The 23,060-nt window shown below is 37.7% G+C and carries 15 protein-coding genes; 9 read left to right on the forward strand and 6 right to left on the reverse strand.

Translation table 11 applies throughout. The features are described 5' to 3' along the window. The first annotated feature begins 267 nt into the window (after positions 1–267). Entirely contained in the window at positions 268–690 is a 423-nt protein-coding gene (locus BN2144_RS07450) for a VanZ family protein (protein WP_033827617.1), read from the forward strand. A gap of 237 nt (positions 691–927) precedes the next feature. On the opposite strand, the gene BN2144_RS07455 is transcribed toward BN2144_RS07450, so the two are convergent. Next, on the reverse strand, positions 928–2,151 hold the full coding sequence (locus BN2144_RS07455; RefSeq protein WP_050632248.1) for an SEC-C metal-binding domain-containing protein: 1,224 nt from the start codon (positions 2,149–2,151) through the stop codon (positions 928–930). 505 nt (positions 2,152–2,656) lie between these two features. Beyond that, positions 2,657–3,313 carry an HAD family hydrolase gene (locus tag BN2144_RS07460; protein WP_033827618.1) on the reverse strand — a complete coding sequence of 219 codons (657 nt, stop codon included), beginning with the start codon at positions 3,311–3,313 and terminating at the stop codon, positions 2,657–2,659. A 185-nt stretch (positions 3,314–3,498) separates the two neighbouring features. On the opposite strand from BN2144_RS07460, the gene BN2144_RS07465 reads away from it, so the two are divergent. Genes BN2144_RS07465 through BN2144_RS07480 form a run of 4 tightly spaced genes read left to right on the forward strand, consistent with a single transcriptional unit; the run spans position 3,499 to position 11,568 of the window. Continuing rightward, positions 3,499–4,983 carry a TIGR02677 family protein gene (locus tag BN2144_RS07465; RefSeq protein ID WP_033827619.1) on the forward strand — a complete coding sequence of 495 codons (1,485 nt, stop codon included), beginning with the start codon at positions 3,499–3,501 and terminating at the stop codon, positions 4,981–4,983. 12 nt (positions 4,984–4,995) lie between these two features. Further along, positions 4,996–6,162, forward strand: a complete 1,167-nt coding sequence (locus tag BN2144_RS07470) for a TIGR02678 family protein (RefSeq protein WP_033827620.1) — start codon at positions 4,996–4,998, stop codon at positions 6,160–6,162. Beyond that, positions 6,159–10,292 carry a TIGR02680 family protein gene (locus BN2144_RS07475; protein ID WP_042337716.1) on the forward strand — a complete coding sequence of 1,378 codons (4,134 nt, stop codon included), beginning with the start codon at positions 6,159–6,161 and terminating at the stop codon, positions 10,290–10,292. The genes BN2144_RS07470 and BN2144_RS07475 overlap by 4 nt, the downstream gene beginning before the upstream one ends. Next, entirely contained in the window at positions 10,285–11,568 is a 1,284-nt protein-coding gene (locus BN2144_RS07480; protein ID WP_033827621.1) for a TIGR02679 family protein, read from the forward strand. The genes BN2144_RS07475 and BN2144_RS07480 overlap by 8 nt, the downstream gene beginning before the upstream one ends. 223 nt (positions 11,569–11,791) lie before the next feature. Here the strand turns inward: BN2144_RS07480 and BN2144_RS07485 are convergent, their stop codons facing one another. Further along, positions 11,792–13,354, reverse strand: coding sequence for a pyruvate kinase (locus tag BN2144_RS07485; protein WP_033827622.1), 1,563 nt, complete (start codon positions 13,352–13,354; stop codon positions 11,792–11,794). 391 nt (positions 13,355–13,745) lie between these two features. Then, entirely contained in the window at positions 13,746–14,687 is a 942-nt protein-coding gene (locus BN2144_RS07490) for a Gfo/Idh/MocA family protein (RefSeq protein ID WP_033827623.1), read from the reverse strand. Between the two features lie 332 nt (positions 14,688–15,019). On the opposite strand from BN2144_RS07490, the gene BN2144_RS07495 reads away from it, so the two are divergent. The 4 genes from BN2144_RS07495 (at position 15,020) to BN2144_RS07510 (ending at position 20,189) form a co-directional block, all read left to right on the forward strand. Next, positions 15,020–15,568 (forward strand): glycerol-3-phosphate responsive antiterminator, encoded by a 549-nt coding sequence (locus tag BN2144_RS07495; protein WP_033827624.1) that lies wholly within the window; start codon positions 15,020–15,022, stop codon positions 15,566–15,568. A gap of 240 nt (positions 15,569–15,808) precedes the next feature. Then, entirely contained in the window at positions 15,809–16,627 is an 819-nt protein-coding gene (locus BN2144_RS07500) for an MIP/aquaporin family protein (protein ID WP_033827625.1), read from the forward strand. A 131-nt stretch (positions 16,628–16,758) separates the two neighbouring features. Next, on the forward strand, positions 16,759–18,249 hold the full coding sequence (glpK, locus tag BN2144_RS07505; protein WP_033827626.1) for a glycerol kinase GlpK: 1,491 nt from the start codon (positions 16,759–16,761) through the stop codon (positions 18,247–18,249). A gap of 284 nt (positions 18,250–18,533) precedes the next feature. After that, complete coding sequence (locus BN2144_RS07510) at positions 18,534–20,189, forward strand: glycerol-3-phosphate dehydrogenase/oxidase (RefSeq protein WP_033827627.1); 1,656 nt, start codon at positions 18,534–18,536, stop codon at positions 20,187–20,189. A 345-nt stretch (positions 20,190–20,534) separates the two neighbouring features. On the opposite strand, the gene BN2144_RS07515 is transcribed toward BN2144_RS07510, so the two are convergent. Together BN2144_RS07515 and BN2144_RS07520 are read right to left on the reverse strand one after the other, a co-directional pair. Beyond that, positions 20,535–21,608, reverse strand: a complete 1,074-nt coding sequence (locus BN2144_RS07515; RefSeq protein WP_033827628.1) for a DUF871 domain-containing protein — start codon at positions 21,606–21,608, stop codon at positions 20,535–20,537. Positions 21,609–21,689: 81 nt separating this feature from the next. Further along, positions 21,690–23,054, reverse strand: coding sequence for a PTS transporter subunit EIIC (locus BN2144_RS07520; RefSeq protein ID WP_033827629.1), 1,365 nt, complete (start codon positions 23,052–23,054; stop codon positions 21,690–21,692). Positions 23,055–23,060 lie beyond the last annotated feature (6 nt).

The following is a 23,060-nucleotide window of genomic DNA, read 5'->3' on the forward strand; positions in this document are numbered from 1 at the left end:
TAGATGGGCAAAATACTTGATAAAGAAAGTCCGTTTAGTTTTTTGGTATTACAATATATGTCATTTTACCCGAATAGTATATGCTCATTCGGGTTTTTCTGCCCGCTTTGTTGGTAGAACATTAACGGTAATAATTGAGTGTTCTTCTTGCTTAGTTTTTATTCGATAATGCATGCATAGTATAACATCCGAGAAAGTTCATAATGATGAATAATCATCGTGTTGATTTGTCTATAATAATAGTAAAAAGCAGGAAGAGGAAGAAAAATGATTGTATTATTCGTATTATGGATGATTGTTATTTTTATAGGAACGTGTACGGCAAATGTTGATGCTTTACTATATCATGGTGAGATTCATTTCAATTTTACGTCAAGACCAGATTGGAGTCATATTTATCTGATGTATCCAGTTCAGGAAGTTAGCCGATTCGAGTTTTCCGGACACTTCGTCATGTTTTTTATATTTGCCTGGTTATTAATTGGTTTAGGAGTAAATAAGGGGCAAGTGCTTCTAACTGGGCTTTTGTATGCGATACTTACAGAATTTGTTCAGCTCTTTTTTGGACGTGGGGCCGATATATATGATGTGTTAGCAGATTTAACCGGTATTTCCGTTGCACTTTTTATGTTGTGGATGCAAGAATGGGGGAAGCGATTGGAAGCAGGAAACGAACGGAAGGTGGGGTAACGTCTACCAATTTCCGACATATTTCCCCGAAAATATTAAATCAAATGTTTGTTTGAATTTGGCTGAAACGCTTATAGATCAAGGGATATCTGTTTTTAAATAGCGCAAAATTCGACATTTCCCCATGATAAGAGAAGTGTATGATAGGTTATTTCTGAAATAAGAGAAATTCATGAAAGGTTATTTTTCAATATGTCCCCTTACAAAATAGCTACGAAAAAAGGAAGGCAGTTGAATCTACCTTCCACAACATTTTTTATATTTTTTTCCACTTCCGCATGGGCATGGTTCATTTCGACCGATTTTTTTACCCTTGACAATCGTACTTTTCGCCGTATGACTATTCACGTTTAAACGTCGATTTCCCCCCGTACGATACTGCGGTTCTCGGTAATTTTGCTCATTTATCGATTGTTTGCTTAATTCCACTGGTGCGTGTCCTTTTAAAACCCATTGTTTCGTTTGATTAGTTAACTGAACGAGGATATCTGAGCACTCTGTTAATAATGCAATCGTATCCAGTTCAACTTTGCTTTGTAAAAACTGAACGATTTCTCCTAATTGTGTTCCTGCTTTTACTGCATAAACACAATCCATTGCAAGCATGTCCGCTTCGTTTTGGGCCATTCCCATTTTCTTTACTAAAAAATCTACCAAACGTTTAAAAGCCGTTGAACTTTCAATAAAATTAGGCGCTCCAGCTTTTAGAAGTTCTTCTTTTGTAAAAGAGTAATAGTCAATTGTATTTCGACGTCTCTGTTCGGCTAAAACATCATTCGCTTTTTTTAACCGGTAATGTGTATACACGCCATCGTCATCTACCCAAAAATAGTTGTAATAATCTATTGCAAGACGTGTTTGCTCCATATACTCATGAATATTTAGTGATTCATTTCGGTGTTTTTCTAATTCACTTCTTAAAAATTCAACTTCGACGGCTCCGTAATAGTATGTTAGTGCGTGAGTAAGGTAGATCCACTCGGTATTTTTTCTGATGGTAGTTTTTACTTCTTCATCATTGTTTACGGCAGCAATTGAGTCCATCAATTCTGTTGGGATGATGAAAATTTTCTCGCCATTATGTACGCCTGTGAAAAATAGTCCGAGCGATTGAAAAAACTTAATTTGCTCAATTTTCAAAGGGGATGCCGAGATTGTTCCGCCATTTTTCATGATTTTTTTAATAAGGGCATATTGATCACTTGTTAAGTAAAAGTATGCTTCCCTAATAAATAAAGGAATCTTGTCCGCCAATACATTAATCAATTGTCCTTTATTTAATCCGCTTGCATTTGGTATATGTAATTTTTTTCGAATCGTATCGAGTTCATTTTTTGTTAACTTTGATAGACCATCATGAAGTGATAGAGGTAGAGTTGTATCTGTCCATAACTTCTTATTCTCTTTATCTATTAACGTTTTTGTATCTTTATTGATTGGTTTGTCCATAACTATATTCAATGCTAACACCTCAAAATCTGTAAAAAATCATTATGCTGCTAAAAATACGGTAATATATTTTCCAAAGATTTCTCGGAAACAACTCTCAAACTCCGGAACTAGACTCCTAACTTCGGAAAATCAACACGAAATAAAGCCCTCCACTTCGGAAACAACTTGCGAACTTCGGAAAAAGCAAGCCAACTTCGGAATTATAGCGATCATCTTCGGAAATAGAAAACTAAACTTCGGAAATAGAAAACTAAACTTCGAAAAAAGGGACTCAACTTCGGAAACAACTTGCGAACTTCGGAAAAAGCAAGCCAACTTCGGAATTATAGCGATCATCTTCGGAAATAGAACGACAAACTTCGGAAATAGAAAACTAAACTTCGGAAAAAGGGACTCAACTTCGGAAACAACTTGCAAACTTCGGAAAAAGGGGGCCCGACTTCAAATTCAGCGACTTAAAACAGATTGTTTACAAGTCTATCAAAAACCTACGCAATTTCATGACAAACGATTGCTACCCCTCTTTAATCATCTCGGCCACTTCGCCTAAATCGCGACAAATTCGAAATGCTTGGCGTTTCATTTCTTCGGTTGGCTCAATTAAGTCAGGAACGATAATACAGCGAATATTGGCAGAGGCGGCTGCTTGTAACCCGTGAAATGAGTCTTCTAATACGAGTGCGAATTCCCCCGTTACACCTCCACGTTTTAACGCTTCTAAGAAAATATCTGGACTCGGCTTGCCGTGTTCTACTTCTGTTCCACTAATAAAAAAATCAAAACGGTCCGCGATTTGAGCGTACTCCGTATATTTTCGAATGACTTCTAGTGAACTTGAAGAGGCAATGCATTTATGGATACCCTTCTCATCCAACATGTCTAGTAATTTTTCTACCCCTGGTTTTAACGAAAGTCCTTCTTCTGTAATAATGTCATTAAGCTCACCATGATAATGATCAAAGGCATATAAAATAAGGGAGTCTTCCCCGTAAATTTCAGCTAAAATTTTTTTCCCTTCGTCATCGGTGACACCGACTACTTTTAAATAATGTTCAAATGGAAATTCATAGCCGAGTTTTTTCGCAGCCTTTTGAAAAGAACGATAATACAAACGTTCTGTATCAAATAAAAGACCATCCATATCAAAAATTACGAATTGTACGTTACCCATTTTGTCACTCCTAATCCCATTTTGTCTTATTGTATCATAGTTATGGTTGAAGATGGACGAACAAGTACGAGTAGAGTCGCCAAGAAAACGAGGCAATAAGCTGAACTTTCCAATGTTCCCCATTCCATCCATTCCTCTTTTTCGATAAAATAGTAGTAATAGACTAGTAAATGAGGATGATCGATTTGGATGTGACAATGAAAAAGGTTATCGAGGCAAGTTACTTAACAGCGGATTCAGCTAGCCATTACCGAACGATTTTACGTTATTGTTATCATCAACATGAACGGATGCGAGATTTTATTACACCGGAAGAAATTTTAGCCTATATGCGCCAAATTCCTGCCTTTCATGATTATCAGGAAGAACAGCTCCATCAACAGCTAGCCCAACTAGTAAAGTGGAACAACTTAATTGCCAGACAAGATATGACAAATGCAAAAACGATTGAGGAATATAAGAAAAAACGGTTTCGTTATCAGCCGACTCCATATACGATTGAAATTGAACGGTTACTCGTTACGCTTGAACGGAAGCAAGACGATTCTTTCCAAGGGTCATTGGAGCGGTCTCAATTTGAACGGCTTTTACACGTGCTTATTAACCTACAAAAGGAATTGGAGCGAGGTCTCCCAAACAAAGCTGAAGAAGATATGCGGCTTTGGGAAGATATTTTGCACTACTTCCAAACGATTCGGACGAGCACCGCTGATTACATTGCTTACATTAATAGTGAACAGACGGATCAACGAATGCAAACGGAAGCTTTTTTAGTATATAAAAATCAATTTACGATTTATTTACGTGATTTCATTGTTAATCTACAAAGGACATCTCTTCAAATACAAGAACGGATAAAAGAATTATCCCAAGGGGCACTCAATCCCTTTTTTAATAAATTAATTGAACATCGACAGTCAATTCCGAGACTAGAAGATGTCTCATCCAATCAAGAGGACTGGCTTCTTGAGTATAAAGAGTATTGGCAAAGTTTATGTCAATGGTTTCTTGGAACACACACAAGTCAAAGTGAGCTAGATATTTTACAATTGCAAACAAATGAAATGATACGGCGGATGACCCGTTACGTACAACGAATTGGTGAGCGGCAACAACATTTCCGAAGTCGAAAAAATGATTATCTTCATTTAGCAAAATGGTTTCAAGAAGCTGAATCAATTGAAGAGGCACATAAGCTAGCTTCGGTTGTTTTTGGGGCAAACTCGATTCAACATCTTCACTTTGAGGACGATACAACAGATAACTTACACACTGATACGTGGGAAGAGGAACCTATTTTATTAACAATTAAACCGCGAACAAATCGGTATCGGGAAAAAACAAAACCGGGAGCAATGACATCCAATACAGAAGAGAAAAGACGGCAAATGGGTCTATACTTAGAAGAACGTCGAAAAGAACAACGATTAATTGAGAGCTATATACAAGATGGTGTTATTCAGTTGTCAGCATTGGGGAAAATTGAACCGTTTATTCGAAAAGTGTTACTCACATGGATTGCAAAAGCGATGACGACAGAAAATGGAATTGTTAAAACCGATTACGGAATGAATGTGAAAGTGTCATTAACGAAAGATAAGCAAATTACTGTTCAATCCGATGATGGCGTACTTACTATGCCAGATGCGCGATTTGAAATATTGAAATAGGGGGAGAAAAGGTTGCCGACAGAACAAACCCTCACATTTGATGAAAAGGCGATTCAAGGATTAGATTTATTATTTAATCATTATTGGATTTTACGTAGTGAACAACCTGAATGGTATCAATTGATTCGTGAGCGAGATAAAGTTTTACGCCGGTATATTAATGATAAATTTGGGTTGCGTCTCATTATACATCAACATTTTATTAAGCTTGAGAAAATTCCTGTTGAACCAGAGCGTTGGATGGGAATTCAACAATTTCAAGAACCGATGGATTATACCATTTTCTGTTGTGCGTTAGCGTTTCTAGAAGGAAAATCGGTCGATGAGCAATTTTTATTATCCGACTTATGTCAAGAAATTCAAGCAAGCTATCCAGGTGAAAATGAATTAGATTGGACGCTATATATTCACCGGAAATCGTTAATACGGGCAATTAAAGTATTGCTCGATTTTCATTTGATACGTACTATTGATGGCGATTTAGGTCGTTTTGATCATGATGAAGAACAGGAAGTGCTTTACGAGGCAACGGTATACAGTCGATATTTTATGCGGTCGTATCCGGAAGACTTCCACAATTATTCAAATTGGGAAGAATTATTGGAAGAAGATTGGCGAATGAACCAAGAGGATGAACGGAGAAAACGAGTGTATCGAAAATTATTTTTTTCACCGGGTATTCATCGAGTTGACCAGCAAGATCCGGACTTTTTATATATTCGAATGTACCGCAACCGTCTTTCTGAAGATATCGAAAATCATAGTAATTACAAGCTTCATGTTTATAAAAATACAGCCTTTTTATCAAATCCCGAACCGAAGCAATATCAGCAAGTATTCCCGGATGCGAAGGCGCAGTCGGATATTATTTTACAACTATCAAAGTATTTTCATGACCATATTGACCAATATTCACCGCGAGAAAATGGGGAGATTGTATTAACAGAAGGAGAATTGGATACAATCATTGAAACGATTCGGGCCCAGTTTGATCGTGGTTGGTCAAAGTATTTTCGTGAAAAGCCAACCCCATCTGTTCGTAAAGAGATTATGGAAGCATTGAAAGATTGGATGATGGCTGAGGTCGATAGGGAAACGTCATTAATTAAGTTGAAACCATTATTGGCAGTGTTAGCTGGTGAATATCCGAAAGATTTTGCAGGAGGGGAAGAGGAATGACCGAACCGAGATGGGTAATGAATCGAGCTGGATTACTCAACTTTTGGTATTACGATAACGAAATTTTTGAATTTGCGGATGGAAAATTATTGCTCCGAGGCTCGAACGGTTCAGGGAAATCGGTCACGATGCAAAGTTTTCTCCCCGTCTTATTAGATGGGAAAAAGACACCTGATCGCCTTGATCCATTCGGGTCAAAAGCACGGCGAATGGAAGATTACTTACTCGGAGAAAAAGAGGTTGTCGACCGAGATGAGCGGACAGGTTATTTGTTTATGGAATATAAAATGGGCAATACCGAGCAATATATAACAACGGGAATCGGGATGCAAGCAAAGCGAAATAAAGGAATTAAATCTTGGTACTTTATTATTAAAGATAATCGTCGCATCGGTATTGATTTTTACTTAACACAAAAGCATTTAGGTGAAGATGTTCCTCTTTCTGCAAAAGAACTAGAAAATCGGATTGCAGGTGGTGGAACAGTTGTCCATACACAGCGGGAGTATATGGAGCTTGTTAATAAATACGTATTTGGTTTTTCATCAACCGAGGCGTATGAAGACTTAATTAAACTACTCATCCAATTGCGGAGTCCAAAATTATCGAAGGATTTCAAGCCAACCGTTATTTATGAAATTTTAGAAAGTGCGCTACCACCTTTAACGGATGATGAATTAAGACATTTATCTGACACGATTGAAAGTATGGATGAGTCGAGTCAACAGATTGAACAGTTAGAACGGGAAAACGATTCTGTCAAACGTTTGAAATCCACGTACCATACGTATAATCAATTTATTTTAGCTGAACGAATCGACCACTGGATGAAGGCGCAGAACAAACAAGAACAGGCTCATCATCGGGTAACGGAATTGACAGCGGCTTATAACCAATACGGAAAAGAAATTGAAAAACTAACAGCGGAACAACAAGTAGTTGAGCAAAAACTTTCCATTGCTGAACAAGAGCAAGCGTCCTTACAAAACCATGAAGTTTGGACACTAGAAAAGAACCGCCGTGAAAAAAGGGAAGAAGCTATATCGATAACGAATGAAATACGAAAATTAGAACAAAAGTGGGACGATCTGAATAAAAAGTTGCATGAAAACTGGCGAAAAAAAGAAGTACTTGAAACAGAACTACTCCAAAATGAGCAAAGAGTAGAGGAAATCTTAGCTGAACTATCCATTGATGCCGATACATCTGCCTTTCATCAACATGAAATAAACCTTCGTGACTATGAACGCTCGGAAAAGGATGCGTTTGATTTTACTGTTTGGTTAAAAGAAGCAAAGGAACACGAAACATTATTAAACCAACTAGAAAAGCGGGCAGAGGAAATTGTACGTTTAACCGAGCAACATATGAAACTGCAACGGCAATCATCCGATCAGAAATATATTGTGGATGAGTTGAAAAAAGAAACAGACCATTTAGAAGAATGGTTTGAATCGGAACATCAAGAACTAGAAACGGGTATTTTTCAATGGATTGAAAGGCATCCGGAGCTCATTTTCACAAAGGAAACACAACAACGCATAGCCCGTGCAATTCAAGGGTTATATGATGAAACTCGTTATGAAACGGTACGTGATTATTTAATTTCAGCGATTCATACGTATGAAGCAGATGTAAAAAAAGATATTGCTCTAACGGAAAATAAAATTGCTGATAAATTAGTAGAGATTGAGGAGACCGACGCCGAGCTCGAACGGATAAAAACGCAAAAAATAGTAGAACCAGATCGGGCAGCAGGTACGAATATTCATCGGATGAAACTTATGGAAGATGGACAAGCGTTCTTACCATTTTATGCGGCTGTTGAATTTCAAGAACATGTTACAGAAGAGCAAAGAGAACGGATTGAAGCAGTACTAAAGCAAACAGGTATATTGGACAGTTTAATAACGGAACAAGCAATTAAGCCGACAGAAGATGCGGTGATTGAGCCAAACCCGCAACTATTAGGATATACGTTAGCCGACTACTTAATGCCTGATTTAGATGAAGAGAGTCCAATCTCAGCCCGTCTTGTTGATGAAGTTCTTAGAAGTATTCCACTTGAGATAAATGAAACAGGATTCCATATCGATGTGGATGGGACGTATTCACTAGGTAGTTTAAAAGGTCATGCACCAATGGATGGCCCATCAAAATATATTGGTCGAACATCACGGAAGCGGCATCAACGGGAGCAAATTTTATTATGGAAAGAAAAATTGGCACAACTTGAGCAAGAGTTAGAACTTTTGCGGCAACAGTTAGCAGATTATCAAGAAAAATTAACGCAAGCAAACGATTGGAAGAGGGAACTGCCGTCGGATACGCATTTGTTTGATATTCATGAACAAATTTTACAAAAACGAAGAGAATGGACGAATGCTATACAACAACTTGCTCGGATTGATGACGAATGGAAGATGGTCGACTATAAGCTTCAGAATGAGAAAAAACTGTTACGCGAACAAGGCATGCACTTGAATATCGACTTAACGACAGAAATTATTGACAAAGCATTAGTGGCTTCTCGCAGTTATATTGATTTTCTCTATGATTTAAGTGGTGTCTCGATCAAACTTTCTTCGTTAAAAAGGGAACTAGTTACTATCCATATGCGAATAGAAGAACTGCAAGAGGAGCTAGATGCCAATAAAGGGGATCAAAATAGTAAAACGAGCCAACTAAGTAAAATCCGTGGAGAAATCGAATCTATTGAACGACAATTACAATTAAAAGGAATTGATGAGGTTCGCCGTCGGATAGAAGAAGTTCAAGAGGAATTGGGAGAAGTGAAAGGGCGGCTACATGAACTTGTCCGTGAACTACCCGCAAAACAAGTAGCACAAAGCCAATGTTTTGAGAAGCTCAACGAGGCAAAAACTGATTTTCTGTTCTGGCAACAATTAGCTGCTGAGTGGGAAAAATTAGTTGACCGTGAAAGAGAACGCCATTATTTTCCAATTGAGTCGGATGATCCAGAAGAGATTTTTCGTCGTGTTGAAGCAATTTATACAAAATATGACCGGTCGAAAATTTCAGAACTCTTAACGAAAACATACTATAATGAACTCGACTTTTTAACAGAATATCGAATGCAAGAATTTACGGAAGAGCTAGAGACACCGGAATGGTTTTTTAATGAATTCGGTGATCAATATGAACCATATAAAAATGAATGGCAAAGTCTCAAAGGTCGTAGATTAATCCAAATGGAATACCGTGGTGCACGGGTTAGTCCTTATTATGTCGCAGCTAGTTTAGAAAGTGAACTAGAAGAGAAAAAACATTTGCTAGATGAACAAGATCGTCAACTTTATGAAGATATTATTGTTAATACAGTTGGAACGATATTACGCCGCCGCATTCAACGGGCTGAACAATGGGTTAAAGAAATGGATAAAATTATGGAAGAGCGTGACACGTCATCTGGTTTAAGTTTTTCAATTACATGGAAACCGTTAACTGCTGAATCAGAGGATGAACTTGATACGAAAGACCTTGTCCAACTGTTACAACGGAATAGTAAATTTTTAAGTGATGAAGATCTGGAGCGAATTACGAAACATTTCCGATCACGGATTGCGAAAGCGAAAGAGCTTATACAGTTACGAAATGAAGGGTCAACACTTCATCAAGTATTAAAAGAAGTGTTAGATTATCGAAAATGGTTTACGTTTATTTTGTATTACAAACGGGTGAATGAAACGAGACGGGAACTAACGAATAACGCGTTTTACCGATTTAGTGGTGGGGAAAAAGCGATGGCCATGTATATTCCACTCTTTACGGCCGCCTACTCTCGCTATAAAGAAGCAGGGGATACAGCACCTTACATCATCTCGCTTGATGAGGCATTTGCTGGTGTTGATGAAAATAATATTCGTGATATGTTCGAGGTTGTAGAACAGCTAGGGTTCAATTATATTATGAACTCCCAAGCACTGTGGGGCGATTATGATACGATAAGCAGTTTATCGATTTGTGAATTAGTTCGGCCGAAAAATGCGAATTATGTAACGGTCATTCGTTACCATTGGGACGGTAAACAAAAATCGCTTATTGTTGATGATTCAAGGTTCGTTAGTGAGGCTTCAACGATTGGGGAGGATTTGGTCGTCCATGAGTGAGTTACGTGTCTTTAAAGAGGAGCCTGGGTTTATAAAACTCTTTCAATTATTTAAAGAGAAATATCGCTCATTAGGGAGGATTGGTGGCACGATTCCTCTCAAAGGTTTTACTGATGTGGAACTTGAATCAATTGCTGGCTTTCTTGGTTGGTCAAAAGAAAAACTGATAAAGAAAGGATCCATTGCTCTAGCAGATTTTGAAAAGGAATTGGCTAGTACAAGTTTTTCAGATTATCAACTTGTACCTTTAATAGAGGCGGTGTTAGGGGAGAAGATCCTTTCGAAAAAGGAAGAGATTGAGCGAGAACAAGCAGAAGAAAATACATTTATTGATTCGCTTTTACGTGAAATTCCTGAAGTAGATTGGTGGCTTGATTGGATTCAGAGAAAACCGGTTGATTCTCGTTGGATCTGGTCACAATATCGGCAAAATCGGACAGAACTTGCGGAGAAAATTATCGTTGTAGCCAAGGCGTTTACTGCGTTGCCGGGAGAAGGGAAGTTTGAACGGCTTCCTTTCTTTTCCCAACGAGTAACAGGAAATCCCCACTTCTTTGATAATCAAGAATTGGCTAGTAAGTTGTTACATCATTTTATGTATGTTGATCTCATGCGACGAGGCAGAGATATAAATGGTATGCCACGAACAGTTGAAGAATTAAATGATGTACTTTCGGAGTTTGGTATTTTACGTGATGACTTATGGAATTTTGTCACTTGTCAACAGTTGCGAGCAAAATGTGGAGAAGTCGATCATCCTGTATGGAAAGCAGCATGTGAGAGCGGAACTGTTATGAATGTACCAATGAAAGAATTAATAAAGATTGATGGGGTAAGGCCACACATTGGGGATAAAGTGTGGATTGTGGAAAACTCCAGTGTCAGTTCAACCGTAATGGATGCAGTACTAGACGCCCCGATTGTCTGTACCCATGGGCAATTACGGATGGCCAGCTGGCGATTACTTGATTTACTCGTTGCAGCTGAAACTACTTTATATTATTCTGGGGATCTTGATCCAGAAGGCATTGTCATTGCAGATCGTTTAAAAAGGCGATACGGTGAGAAACTGGTTCTTTGGCGCATGGATGTCGATTCATACCGAACGAGTCTATCTAGTGAAGATGTATCAAGTCGCCTCAATAAATTACAAGCCATTGAGTCAGTTGAATGGACTCCTGTTATAGAAGAGATGAAGAAAACAGGGAAGGCAGGGTACCAAGAAGCACTAGCAACACAGATGATTGAAGATATAAAGAGGGGTATGAAAGGTTAATCGTAGCTTTGGAACGGTAATTGGTCTACTAGTATTTAATTTACTTTCAAATTTTCTAAAACAGTCAGGACTTCTTGTGAATAATAAACATTAATTTTGTAAACAAAAAAGAACTTTAATAAAAGTGAGCTATAAAAAGCCTCCTCTCAGGGTGGCTTTTTATACGTGCACAGCATACCTTTTAATTGCTAGTTTATGAGAGGTAGCGAGAGTTAAAAGACAATCATCGAACATTTGAATTGGCGTTATTAAACCCATGTTGTACAAAAGAAATATTTCCATTACGAATATTTAGTAAAGGATCTTTATTTAATTGTTCGAGTTGATTAATAAATTTAATTGATTCATGGACAAAGGGGCCTTTATTCAACATAATACAGTCCGCTCGTAAGCCCATATACACATCCGTTAGTTCGGGTCTTTGGGGAATTCCTTTTTTATTTAATTTATCTAAAACCCCCGTTGCCCAAATGACAGGGATATGGGCAGCCCGACAAATTGCGAGAATTCCTTCCTGTGCTTTTGCTAATTGTTCATAACCGACTTCAATTGCTAAATCTCCTCTAGCAATCATGACACCAAATAAATCTAGATTTAATCCTTCTAGAATAATATTGGTAAGTTCAAGCATGGCTGTCTTCGTTTCAATTTTTGCAATGAGTCCTATTCGCTTTGTTGTTACCTGATTGATGAAGTTTTTTATTTTTCGTAAAACTTCTCGTTGGTGAATGTAGGAAATCCCGATTAAATCCGCAATCGGGATAATCTGTGCTAACGTTTCTTGATCTTGCTCCGTTATCGCTTCAATGGATTTATAAACGGGTGAATCGGGAAAATTGACTCCTTTTCCAGGTTTCACTTGCTCCTTTCTATTTCTTGTTAAAGTAATTTTGACGTCTACATGATCTTCTGTCACATGGACAACTTTCCCACCAATGTTTCCATCGTCAATAAATACTCTGTCATCTCCTTTGACATATATTAAAGCTTTTGGAAAAGTGATACCAATGGAAGCGGGTTCTAATTTTGACTTTGGTTTTCCAAAGAAATTTTCTTTCTTATAAATTCGAAGTAGATCACCTTTTCTCACCTTTATAATTGCCGAATTTTTCCTTTCCGATTTCTTTCCTTCTTCTTCTATACGCATTGGAATCTTTCTTTGTTGAAAAGGGGTGATTCGAATTTTTGGACCAGGTAAGTCCATATATATTTTACATCGATTCATAGGTTGCTTATGATATAGGTTCTGTTCGGCAGCTCTTAGTTGTTCAATCAGTTTCACCCATACGTCATAACAATCATGAGCACAGTTTATTCGTGCAATCGTCATTCCAGCTTGAAGTAATTCAGTAAAAAGTTTTTGATTCCCAATCATTGATTTGTCCAGTATAACCATAATAGCTGGTGCTTCTAACTCTTCTTTGCCTAATAATTCAAAGTTTCGAACTCTTTGTAAGTATTGAGCGGATTGGACATCAATATAATTGCCTAAATGAAAGTTGGCTGTGGAGAGGTCTAAATGATTGATCATTTTATTTAGTGAGTATAAAATATGTGGACTGATGCTTGTCACAGATGCGAATCCTTCTTCAACTAGTAGGGATTCGAAGCTTGGGTTAGAAAAGTTCTGCAAGGCTAAAAATGCACAAAGATTTTGTTTACTACCATCAGCCATGTCGATGTTTTGTTTCACAGCATATGTGAATAATGCATAATTAATCTTTCTTTTTAATTGCAAAAGTTGATTTAATAAATCGTTTTCGGAAGGCGGATTGTACCAGTCCATATTCTTCACCTCATCTTTTTAATGTATGATTTTTATTTTGTTTATGTTACAACTGTCATTATGGTCACTTACATAGAAATGTTGAAGAATAAACTTGAATTGCTAATTGATATAGAGGGTTCTGATTTAGTAGCTTATACAATAGGGACAGTAATTGGTCTCTAAATATTCATTTGCTTTCTAATTTTTTAAACCAGTCAGGACTTTTTGTAAGTCATAAAAATTAGTTCAGTAGACAATAATTGAGATCTTCGACAAAAAGTGTGCTAAAAAGAAAAGCCATCCTCTCAAGGTAGACTTTTTGAATCATGATTTTAGGATGAAGAAAAAAGGAAGCACAGTAGGCAATGGATTTATGCCTCGTGCTTCCCTAATCATATAAACTTATGAACTACATCGTCAACAGCTTCACCACTTGTCGACTCCGTTCATGTGTGTTTATATTCGATTCAATTTGGCCAGCCTTCACCGTGTTAATAAATTCCTCTAGCTCGTAGTACATCGTATCAAATTGATGTTCCACAGTTAAATCTTCTGTTTCTCCGTTACGATATTTGAGGAGCGCGTGTTTTGGATCACTTACTTTTTGAATTTCAATCACACCTTGTTCTCCTTGAATTTCACTAGGTAGGAAGGTATCGCCAATTTTTGAATACATAATAACTGCTTCAAATTCGTCATAAACGAAAATCATACTACCTTGTCCGTCAGCCCCAGTAGACAGTAAGTAGTTATTTTTCAATACAGATTTTGGTTCCCCAACGAGATGGATAACGGGTGCTATACAATAAACGCCGAGGTCCATTCTTGCACCATTTCCTAGTTCTGGTTTGAACGCATTTTCAATAACTCCCTTTTTATAATTATCATAACGGGAAGAATATTGATTATAATGGAAAACAAGTCTTCGAATCGGACCAATTTTATCAAGATTATTTTTAATATTAATGAATGTTGGTGTCATTGTAGACTTCATTGCTTCCATGAATGTTACGTTATTTGTTTTGGATGCGTTTATTACTTCGTCCATTTCCTCCAGAGAGGTGACAGCTGGTTTTTCACAAAGAACGTGAATCCCGTTGTTCATCGCCAAAATACTTTGTTCAGCATGAAGTTTATTTGGTGAGGCGATATAAACCGCATCAATAACACCGCTTTGGAACATGTCCGTAAGATTTGTAAATGTATGTTTTACTTCATATTTTTTTGCAAATGACTTTGCTCGCTCTTCAGTTCGTGAATAGACTGCTTCGAGCATAAATTCTGGGTGTTGTTTTGCTGCATTTAAAAACCGATCAGTTATCCAGTTCGTACCAATAATTCCAAATCTCATAATCTAACCACCTTTATATTTATTATACCATTAATAAAATGAAAACTATTACAGAAGTAGTCAAAGCTTCTTTTTGTATGCCTTGAGAAATGTTATTTTGAACTTTCCGTTCGGATATTAAGTCTCTGTTGGATTACTAAAATCATATCTACCTTCAATTATGTTTGCAACCATACTACTATATTATATTATAAAGTGAACAGAGAATTTGTAAATCAAAACACAAGAAATGTACGTTGAAAAATATTTCACTTTTTCTCTCTCTTTTTCTATAATGAGTGGTAAAAGAAGAATAAGTCGAATAAAACTTAAAATAAGAAAGAGGTGGTTCCATGAATAGTCACGTCATTCCCGCAATTCCATCGTTTAAAAAATTCGAGAAATTTCTATCGAGTAATTACAAAACTTGTATTATGTTGGAGGTCCATTTAGCACAATTGAAAAATATTACGAGTATCGCTAAGCAACACGGTAAAAATGTCATTTTTCATATGGACTTAATAGAAGGGTTAAAAAATGATGATCGGGGAACTGAATATATTTGTCAGGAGTTTCGACCGTATGGATTAATTTCAACAAAATCAAATGTCATTCAAAAGGCTAAACAAAAAGGGGTCCTTTCCATACAGCGGATGTTTTTAATTGATTCCCATGCGTTAGAACAAAGCTATCGACATATCGAGATGGTTAAACCTGATTTTATTGAGGTGCTTCCGGGAACAATGCCATGGATGATTCGTGAAGTACGTGAAAAAACGAATATTCCAATATTTGCTGGAGGGCTCATACGAACGAAGACAGAGGTAGAACAAGCGATAGCAGCCGGTGCTACGGCAGTTACAACGTCAAAACAAAGTATTTGGGAAGCATTTGAAAATTAATCCAATAAACAGAAAAATAGTATTGACAGCGGTTTCATCTATTGCTATGATGTTAACTAAGTTAATAGTTGTGAGGAGACATGGAGACACACAGATAGCCTTCAGAATTTATGAGGGTTGAATCTGTGTGTCTTTTTTTCTTCTCTCCAGTTATGTTAATAAATCGGTTGCAATTAAAAACACTGTCAAACCTCATAATTATTAACATATTTTACTATATTGGAAGGTAGGGGGATGTGTATGTCAGCATTTTTAGGGGAGCTAGTGGGTACGGCAATTTTAATTATTTTTGGTGGCGGTGTCGTTGCCGGTGTATCATTGAATAAGTCGAAAGGAAATGGTGGTGGTTGGGTCGTTGTCACTCTTGCTTGGGGACTTGCGGTTACAATGGGTGTGTTTGCAGTAGGGAAATTTAGTGGAGCACATTTAAACCCAGCTGTGACTTTCGCTTTTGCCATGACAGGTGATTTTCCGTGGAAAGATGTACCGCTGTATATGTTAGGGCAAATTTTAGGTGGGATTATTGGAGCAACGATTGTATTTTTACATTATTTACCACACTTCAAGGCGACTGAGGATCAGGCAACAAAACTCGGTGTGTTCGCAACAAGTCCCGCAATCCGCCATACATTTTCTAATCTTTTATCAGAAATTATTGGTACTTTCGTATTAATTCTTGGTTTATTATTTATTGGAGCAAATGAATTCACAGAAGGATTGAATCCGCTTGCAGTCGGGTTATTAATTGTTTCGATTGGGATGGCTTTAGGTGGAACGACAGGCTATGCTATTAACCCAGCTCGTGACTTAGGTCCGCGAATTGCACATTTTATTTTACCAATTCCTGGAAAGGGTAGCTCGGATTGGGGGTATGCGTGGATACCGGTAATTGGCCCGATACTTGGTGGTACACTAGGTGGTTTAACATACAATGCGTTGTTTTTAGGAAAGGTTTCTATATTTTTATGGGTGACTCTTGCTATGACAGTTTTCGTCATATTACTATCGTATTGGACAAAAGATCAAATTGAAGCAGACCAAGATTCATTATCAGCATAAGTGTAATATAACGTAAATTGTCCCAGATTATTAGTTTTATAGAATAATGTAAAAAAGAGCTATAAAAAGAAGAAATGAGTGAAAATTTTGTGGTAAAATTATCCTAAAAATATAAACGGAGGGGATTGACAATGGAGAAATATATTTTAGCAATTGATCAAGGAACGACGAGTACGAGGGCAATTTTATTTAATAAAAAGGGAGAAATTGTACACGTTGCACAAAAGGAATTTACTCAAATTTTTCCACAACCAGGTTGGGTAGAACATAATGCGGATGAAATATGGGGAACCGTTCTTGCTGTTATGGCAACTTTATTAGCGGAGTCTCAAGTGAAGCCAGAACAGATTGCTGGAATTGGAATTACGAATCAACGTGAAACGGCAGTTGTGTGGGATAAAGAAACAGGAAACCCGATTTACAATGCTATTGTTTGGCAGTCAAGACAAACAGCAGAGATTTGTGAAGATTTAAAAGCAAAAGGGTATGATCAACTATTCCGTGAAAAAACAGGTTTATTGATTGATGCATATTTTTCTGGTACGAAAGTGAAGTGGATTTTAGACAATGTCGAAGGTGCGCGTGAAAAGGCTGACCAAGGAAAATTGTTATTTGGTACGATTGATACATGGCTAATTTGGAAGTTATCGGGTGGTAGAGCACACGTGACTGACTATACGAATGCTTCACGCACATTAATGTACAATATTTATGAGCTAAAATGGGATGATGAGTTACTGGAAATCTTAGGTGTACCAAAGAGTATGTTACCAGACGTACGGCCTTCATCGGAAGTATATTCCAAAACCGTTGATTATCACTTCTTTGGATATGAAATTCCTATTGCGGGTGTTGCTGGTGACCAACAAGCTGCACTGTTCGGGCAAGCGTGCTATCAGCAAGGTATGGTAAAAAATACGTACGGAACCGGTTGCTTTATGTTAATGAATACAGGTGAAAAAGCAGTGAAGTCCGAACACGGTCTTTTGACAACGATTGCCTGGGGATTAGATGGCAAGGTCGAATACGCTCTTGAAGGAAGTATATTCGTCGCTGGTTCAGCTATTCAATGGTTACGAGATGGATTACGAATGTTTAATGATGCAAAGGAATCTGAAAGTTATGCTTCCCGAGTGGCGTCAACGGAAGGCGTATATATGGTTCCAGCCTTTGTTGGTTTAGGTACTCCATATTGGGATAGTGAGGTTCGTGGGGCGGTATTTGGGTTAACGCGTGGAACGACGAAAGAACATTTTATCCGTGCGACTTTGGAATCATTAGCTTATCAAACGCGTGATGTCATTTCTGCGATGGAAAAGGATTCTGGAATCGATTTAAAGACGCTTCGTGTTGACGGAGGGGCAGTGCAAAATAACTTTTTAATGCAGTTCCAAAGTGATATCTTAAATGTCCCAGTAGAACGACCAGTTGTTAGTGAAACAACGGCTCTAGGTGCCGCCTATTTAGCCGGACTTGCGGTTGGCTATTGGGAAAATCAAGAGGAAATCGCCAAACAATGGGCAGTCGATCAAAAATTTGATCCGAAAATGGAAGAAAGAGAACGAGACGAACTTTATACTGGCTGGAAAAAAGCAATCCAAGCAACAATGGCCTTTAAATAAGTTTCATGTAAAAGGGTAGTTCGACTGTGAATTTTTCTTTACAGAAGGATTACTTTTTAAGCTAAATATTCACCATTCCCATAGTGGTTATGATATAATAAAATCAAGTTAATAATTCGGTGTGAGTACAGGAGAAACCAAATGACATTATCATTTTAGAAAAGATAATGCTTGTTTGGTTTCTCCTTTTTGTTGTTTTCGATAAGCGGCAATGTACTCCTACTTTAGGCAATGATACCCGATTTTTCTTTTATATAGCCAAATCACAACAATGGAGGTAAAACATGATGGAATTTCCTTTTTCATATTTTTCAAGAGAGCAAATAACACAATCCATGCAAGAGAATGAGTATGATGTATTAATTATCGGTGGTGGAATTACAGGGGCAGGTATTGCTCTTGATGCAGTGACGAGAGGAATGAAGGTAGCATTAATTGAGATGCAGGATTTTGCGGCAGGTACATCAAGTAGATCGACAAAATTAGTTCACGGTGGACTACGTTACTTAAAGCAGTTTCAAGTTGGTCTTGTCGCCGAGGTCGGGAAAGAACGGGCGATTGTTTATGAGAATGGTCCACATGTGACAACACCTGAATGGATGCTATTACCGTTTTATAAAGGCGGGACATTTGGAAAGTTTACGACGTCAATCGGATTGAAAGTTTATGACTTTTTGGCTGGTGTAAAAAAAGCAGAGCGGAGAAAAATGTTAACTAGAGAAGATACGTTAAAGAAGGAACCACTGTTGAAAAAGTCAGATCTACAAGGTGGGGGATATTATGTTGAATATCGGACTGATGATGCACGATTAACGATTGAAGTAATGAAGGCTGCAGCTGAACGTGGTGCACATATTTTAAATTATACGAAGGCAGTTGCGTTTTTATATGAAAATAAAAAAGTAACCGGCATCGTTTGTGAAGACCAACTAACGAAGCAAAAACTTCATATAAAGGCAAAAACAGTTGTGAATGCTACGGGTCCGTGGGTCGATGAGGTTCGCAACCATGACTATTCGAAAAATAATAAACGATTGCAATTAACAAAGGGTGTCCATGTCGTCATTGATCAATCAAGATTCCCACTTCATCAAGCTATCTATTTTGATACACCAGATGGACGGATGGTTTTCGCAATTCCAAGGGACGGAAAGACGTATGTAGGAACAACCGATACGTTTTATGGTGATGACCCCATTCATCCACGTGTGACAAAAAAAGATCGTGAATATTTACTAGGTGCAATTGATTTTATGTTTCCTGATGTAAAAATTACGGAAGACGATATTGAATCGAGTTGGGCGGGGGTACGACCGTTAATTTATGAAGAAGGCAAAGACCCATCGGAAATTTCTCGTAAAGATGAAATATGGGAGTCGGATAGTGGACTAATAACAATAGCTGGCGGAAAACTAACAGGATACCGGAAAATGGCAGAACATGTCGTTGATTTAGTTTCCAAAAGATTATCTAGCAGTGGCCTACAGTTTCGTCCTTGTGAAACAAAACATATTCCGATTTCTGGAGGGGATGTCGGCCCTTCAAGCCAATTTCCATCTTTTGTTAGAAATATGTCTGAAATCGGATTAAAATACGGTTTTACAAAGGAAGAGGGAGAATGGCTAGCAAAACATTATGGATCAAATGTGGAGCAAGTTTTTTCATACGGAAAGCAATACGATGAATCTAGTCGTTTGTTACCAAAAGTATTATACACACAACTTATGTATGCGATTGAACATGAAATGATTGTGAAGCCTGTGGATTTCTTCATTCGTCGTACAGGGTATGTTTACTTTGATATTCACACTGTACAAAGATGGAAAGAGGAAACCATAACATTAATGGCAAAAATATTTAATTGGTCTGACGCACAAACAGAAGAGTATCGGAAAGAGTTAGAACAAGAAATCAAGGCGGCTCGTGTGGCAGCAGATTAAAGAAAAAGTACCTTAACCTAGTAGCGGATTCGGTTTTAAAAGAGAAAATTTAAATAAGAATAGCTATGTAAGTAGAAGTGTTTTAACAGTTAAGTTGCAAAGGTATTAGTTTTTAAGTGGTTAGGTCAGAACTGAATTCCCCTTGTAAGAGGGGAATAACTCCAATTTCAATAAACCTATGAATAAAAAGCCCGAACAATTACGAAACTCTAAATGAGAATTTCGCATGAAAAGTTCGGGTTTTCATTTTGGCTTTCAAATCTATATTATATTAGAATATTCTTGTCTTAAAATCACCTTTCATAATACTTTGTGAAAGACTTCAAAAGTTTTATGCCATAAACCTTAATCTACCCATTGAATCCTAAATTTCTTTCCACCTTTGATGTAGTGAATTAAGACGCGGTCTTCCGCAACTACACGTCCAACAACGTTCACTTTTTCATCTGCAGGTAAATCTGTTTTCGTTATTTGAATTTCACCTTGATATCGCCCGTATTTGCAATTATCAATTGTAATGGATCCGTATAAACGTTCAACCGTGTTTTCCGGTGCAATCTCCATATTCCCAAGTACGTTGTCAAGACGAGACTCTGCTGAGCGAATGACGTCTCTTGCTGCGTCCAAACGGTTTGTTTGTATTGAATGGAGTCGTTCCTTTATTTCTTTATTCTTTATAAAACTCTCTGCTCGTAAACAAATGACATCATTTTCAAGATAAAATTTAAACTTCTCATAGGAATCTTTATTTATCGATGGATCACCAATGATCATTTTATCGATACTCTGGTTATTTTCAAAATCAAGGAAGCTAGCAAATGTAGAGTGGCCCCGGTGGCTTTCAACAGTTGGGAGCCCACAAAACAAAGGACCACGCAACTTACCATCACCAGGAATAAAAGCCATTACTTTCACACCTTCCAAACGAAGCCAATGATTCTTAATCGAAAATTCCCATTCATTTAATCCGGTTTCTGGTCGTGGATAGAAATTATGCCATGCTTCAACGGAGGAGACTTGTAGCCCAAAATTTTTCAGCGTAGCCAAACTTTCTTTTGTCAAAGTACTTGCATTTAAGGCGATACGGGTTTTTCTTGAGAGTTCGGCAATTCGCCGTTCAGAAATTCCATAATCGACACGTAAGCCTGTCACTCCCCATGCTTGTAGCTCATGAGCATTTTCCCAAGTAAAACCTAAATGGTGAAGGGATTGTGGTGAAATATCAGCAAAGAGCTCCATTTCATATTTTTGAGCAAGCTTACCTAAAAATTTAAGACGATCCTCGTATAAGCTATGGTCATCTTCTGGAATATGTAGCGATGTAAAAATACTTTTGCAGCCAATTTGATTCATTTTGTTTACATATGTTTCTAAATCATCATCAAACTGCTTCGATAAATAAACGGAAATTCCTAACATTCGTCTCACCTTTCAACATATACTATTATGTTATTATGTAAAAAAAGGGAGAAATTCATTCCCCCTCTTGAAATAGTAACTTTAAAAACTATCATCCATCTCTTTCTTATAACCAAAGAAGTAGGTGAATAGGAAACCTGCTGCATACGTGATGAGTAATCCTAAGAAATAAATGAAATATTGATTATTTACAATAAGTGGAATTAGTGTAAGACCAGATACGCCAACACTACTTGCAGCGGTATGCATGACAGCTTGGAATGCCCCACCAACAGCAGCACCCAAGCAAGCGGTTACAAAAGGGCGACCTAATGGTAATGTAACACCGTATAACAATGGTTCACCAATTCCTAAGAAACCTACAGGAAGCCCACCTTTAATTACGTTTTTAATCCGTTTATTTTTCGTTTTGACATAAATAGCGATGGAAGCTCCCACTTGACCAGCACCGGCCATTGCTAAAATTGGAAGGAGTGCTGTTGAACCGACAGTGTTAATTAATTCCATATGAATCGGTGTTAATCCGTGGTGTAGACCGAGCATTACGAGTGGTAAGAAGAAACCAGCTAGTAGTCCCCCCGCGACAACGCCACCAACATCTAAAATGAAATTAATTCCTTGAGTAATCCCGTCTGAGAGGAATCCAGCTAATGGTTGAACGACTGCAATTGTTAAAAGACCTACAGTTAAAACGGTTAATAATGGCGTGATAATAATGTCAACTGCATTCGGGATAAACCTTCTGTATTTCCTTTCAAAAAACACCATTAACCATGCGGCAAACATTGCACCGAATAATCCTCCACGACCAGGCATTAAGTTGTGACCAAATAAGACGATATCTGCTAATCCCGGATGCATCGTTATTATACCGGCAATCGCACCAAGAACGGGTGTACCACCAAATTCCTTCGCTGTATTCCAACCGACGACAATGGCTAAATAACCAAAAATACTTCCGCCAATGACCGTAAGAATTTGCATCCAAGTTAAAGTTGGGTCAACACCGGAGTTTTTCGCCAAACCGACAATCCCGTTTATAATACCAGATGCAACTAATCCAGGAATGAGCGGGATGAAAATGCTTCCAATTTTACGTAGCAAATTTTTTACGGGTGTATTATTCTTTTGTTTTAATTCACTTTTCTTCAAGTTAACTAGGTCGTCTTCATTCGCATCCATCGTTTCTCCCATTTTTATTCCTGTTATTTGACTAATATGGTCAGCAACTTTGTTTACCGTTCCAGGACCGACGACGATTTGAAGTGTATCATCATCGATTACGCCCATAACGCCGTCAATATTTTTTAATTGACTCATGTTTACCTTTGAGTGATCTTTTACTTTAAGACGGACGCGTGTCATGCAGTGGGTAAAGGAGTGAATATTATCGCTACCACCAATATGCGAAAGAATCTCTCTCGCTAGTCTTTCTTCTTTTCTCATCACGTT

The sequence above is a fragment of the Bacillus andreraoultii genome (assembly GCF_001244735.1).
Taxonomy (GTDB): domain Bacteria; phylum Bacillota; class Bacilli; order Bacillales; family Caldibacillaceae; genus Caldifermentibacillus; species Caldifermentibacillus andreraoultii.

What these genes read in the sequence shown, in the direction of transcription:
- BN2144_RS07450 (WP_033827617.1), top strand. Translation starts at nt 268, where the DNA reads ATGATTGTATTATTCGTATTATGGATGATTGTTATTTTTATAGGAACG.
- BN2144_RS07460 (WP_033827618.1), bottom strand. Translation starts at nt 3,313, where the DNA reads ATGGGTAACGTACAATTCGTAATTTTTGATATGGATGGTCTTTTATTT.
- BN2144_RS07475 (WP_042337716.1), top strand. Translation starts at nt 6,159, where the DNA reads ATGACCGAACCGAGATGGGTAATGAATCGAGCTGGATTACTCAACTTT.
- BN2144_RS07480 (WP_033827621.1), top strand. Translation starts at nt 10,285, where the DNA reads ATGAGTGAGTTACGTGTCTTTAAAGAGGAGCCTGGGTTTATAAAACTC.
- BN2144_RS07485 (WP_033827622.1), bottom strand. Translation starts at nt 13,354, where the DNA reads ATGGACTGGTACAATCCGCCTTCCGAAAACGATTTATTAAATCAACTT.
- BN2144_RS07490 (WP_033827623.1), bottom strand. Translation starts at nt 14,687, where the DNA reads ATGAGATTTGGAATTATTGGTACGAACTGGATAACTGATCGGTTTTTA.
- BN2144_RS07495 (WP_033827624.1), top strand. Translation starts at nt 15,020, where the DNA reads ATGAATAGTCACGTCATTCCCGCAATTCCATCGTTTAAAAAATTCGAG.
- BN2144_RS07500 (WP_033827625.1), top strand. Translation starts at nt 15,809, where the DNA reads ATGTCAGCATTTTTAGGGGAGCTAGTGGGTACGGCAATTTTAATTATT.
- glpK (WP_033827626.1), top strand. Translation starts at nt 16,759, where the DNA reads ATGGAGAAATATATTTTAGCAATTGATCAAGGAACGACGAGTACGAGG.
- BN2144_RS07510 (WP_033827627.1), top strand. Translation starts at nt 18,534, where the DNA reads ATGATGGAATTTCCTTTTTCATATTTTTCAAGAGAGCAAATAACACAA.
- BN2144_RS07515 (WP_033827628.1), bottom strand. Translation starts at nt 21,608, where the DNA reads ATGTTAGGAATTTCCGTTTATTTATCGAAGCAGTTTGATGATGATTTA.
- BN2144_RS07520 (WP_033827629.1), bottom strand. Translation starts at nt 23,054, where the DNA reads ATGAGAAAAGAAGAAAGACTAGCGAGAGAGATTCTTTCGCATATTGGT.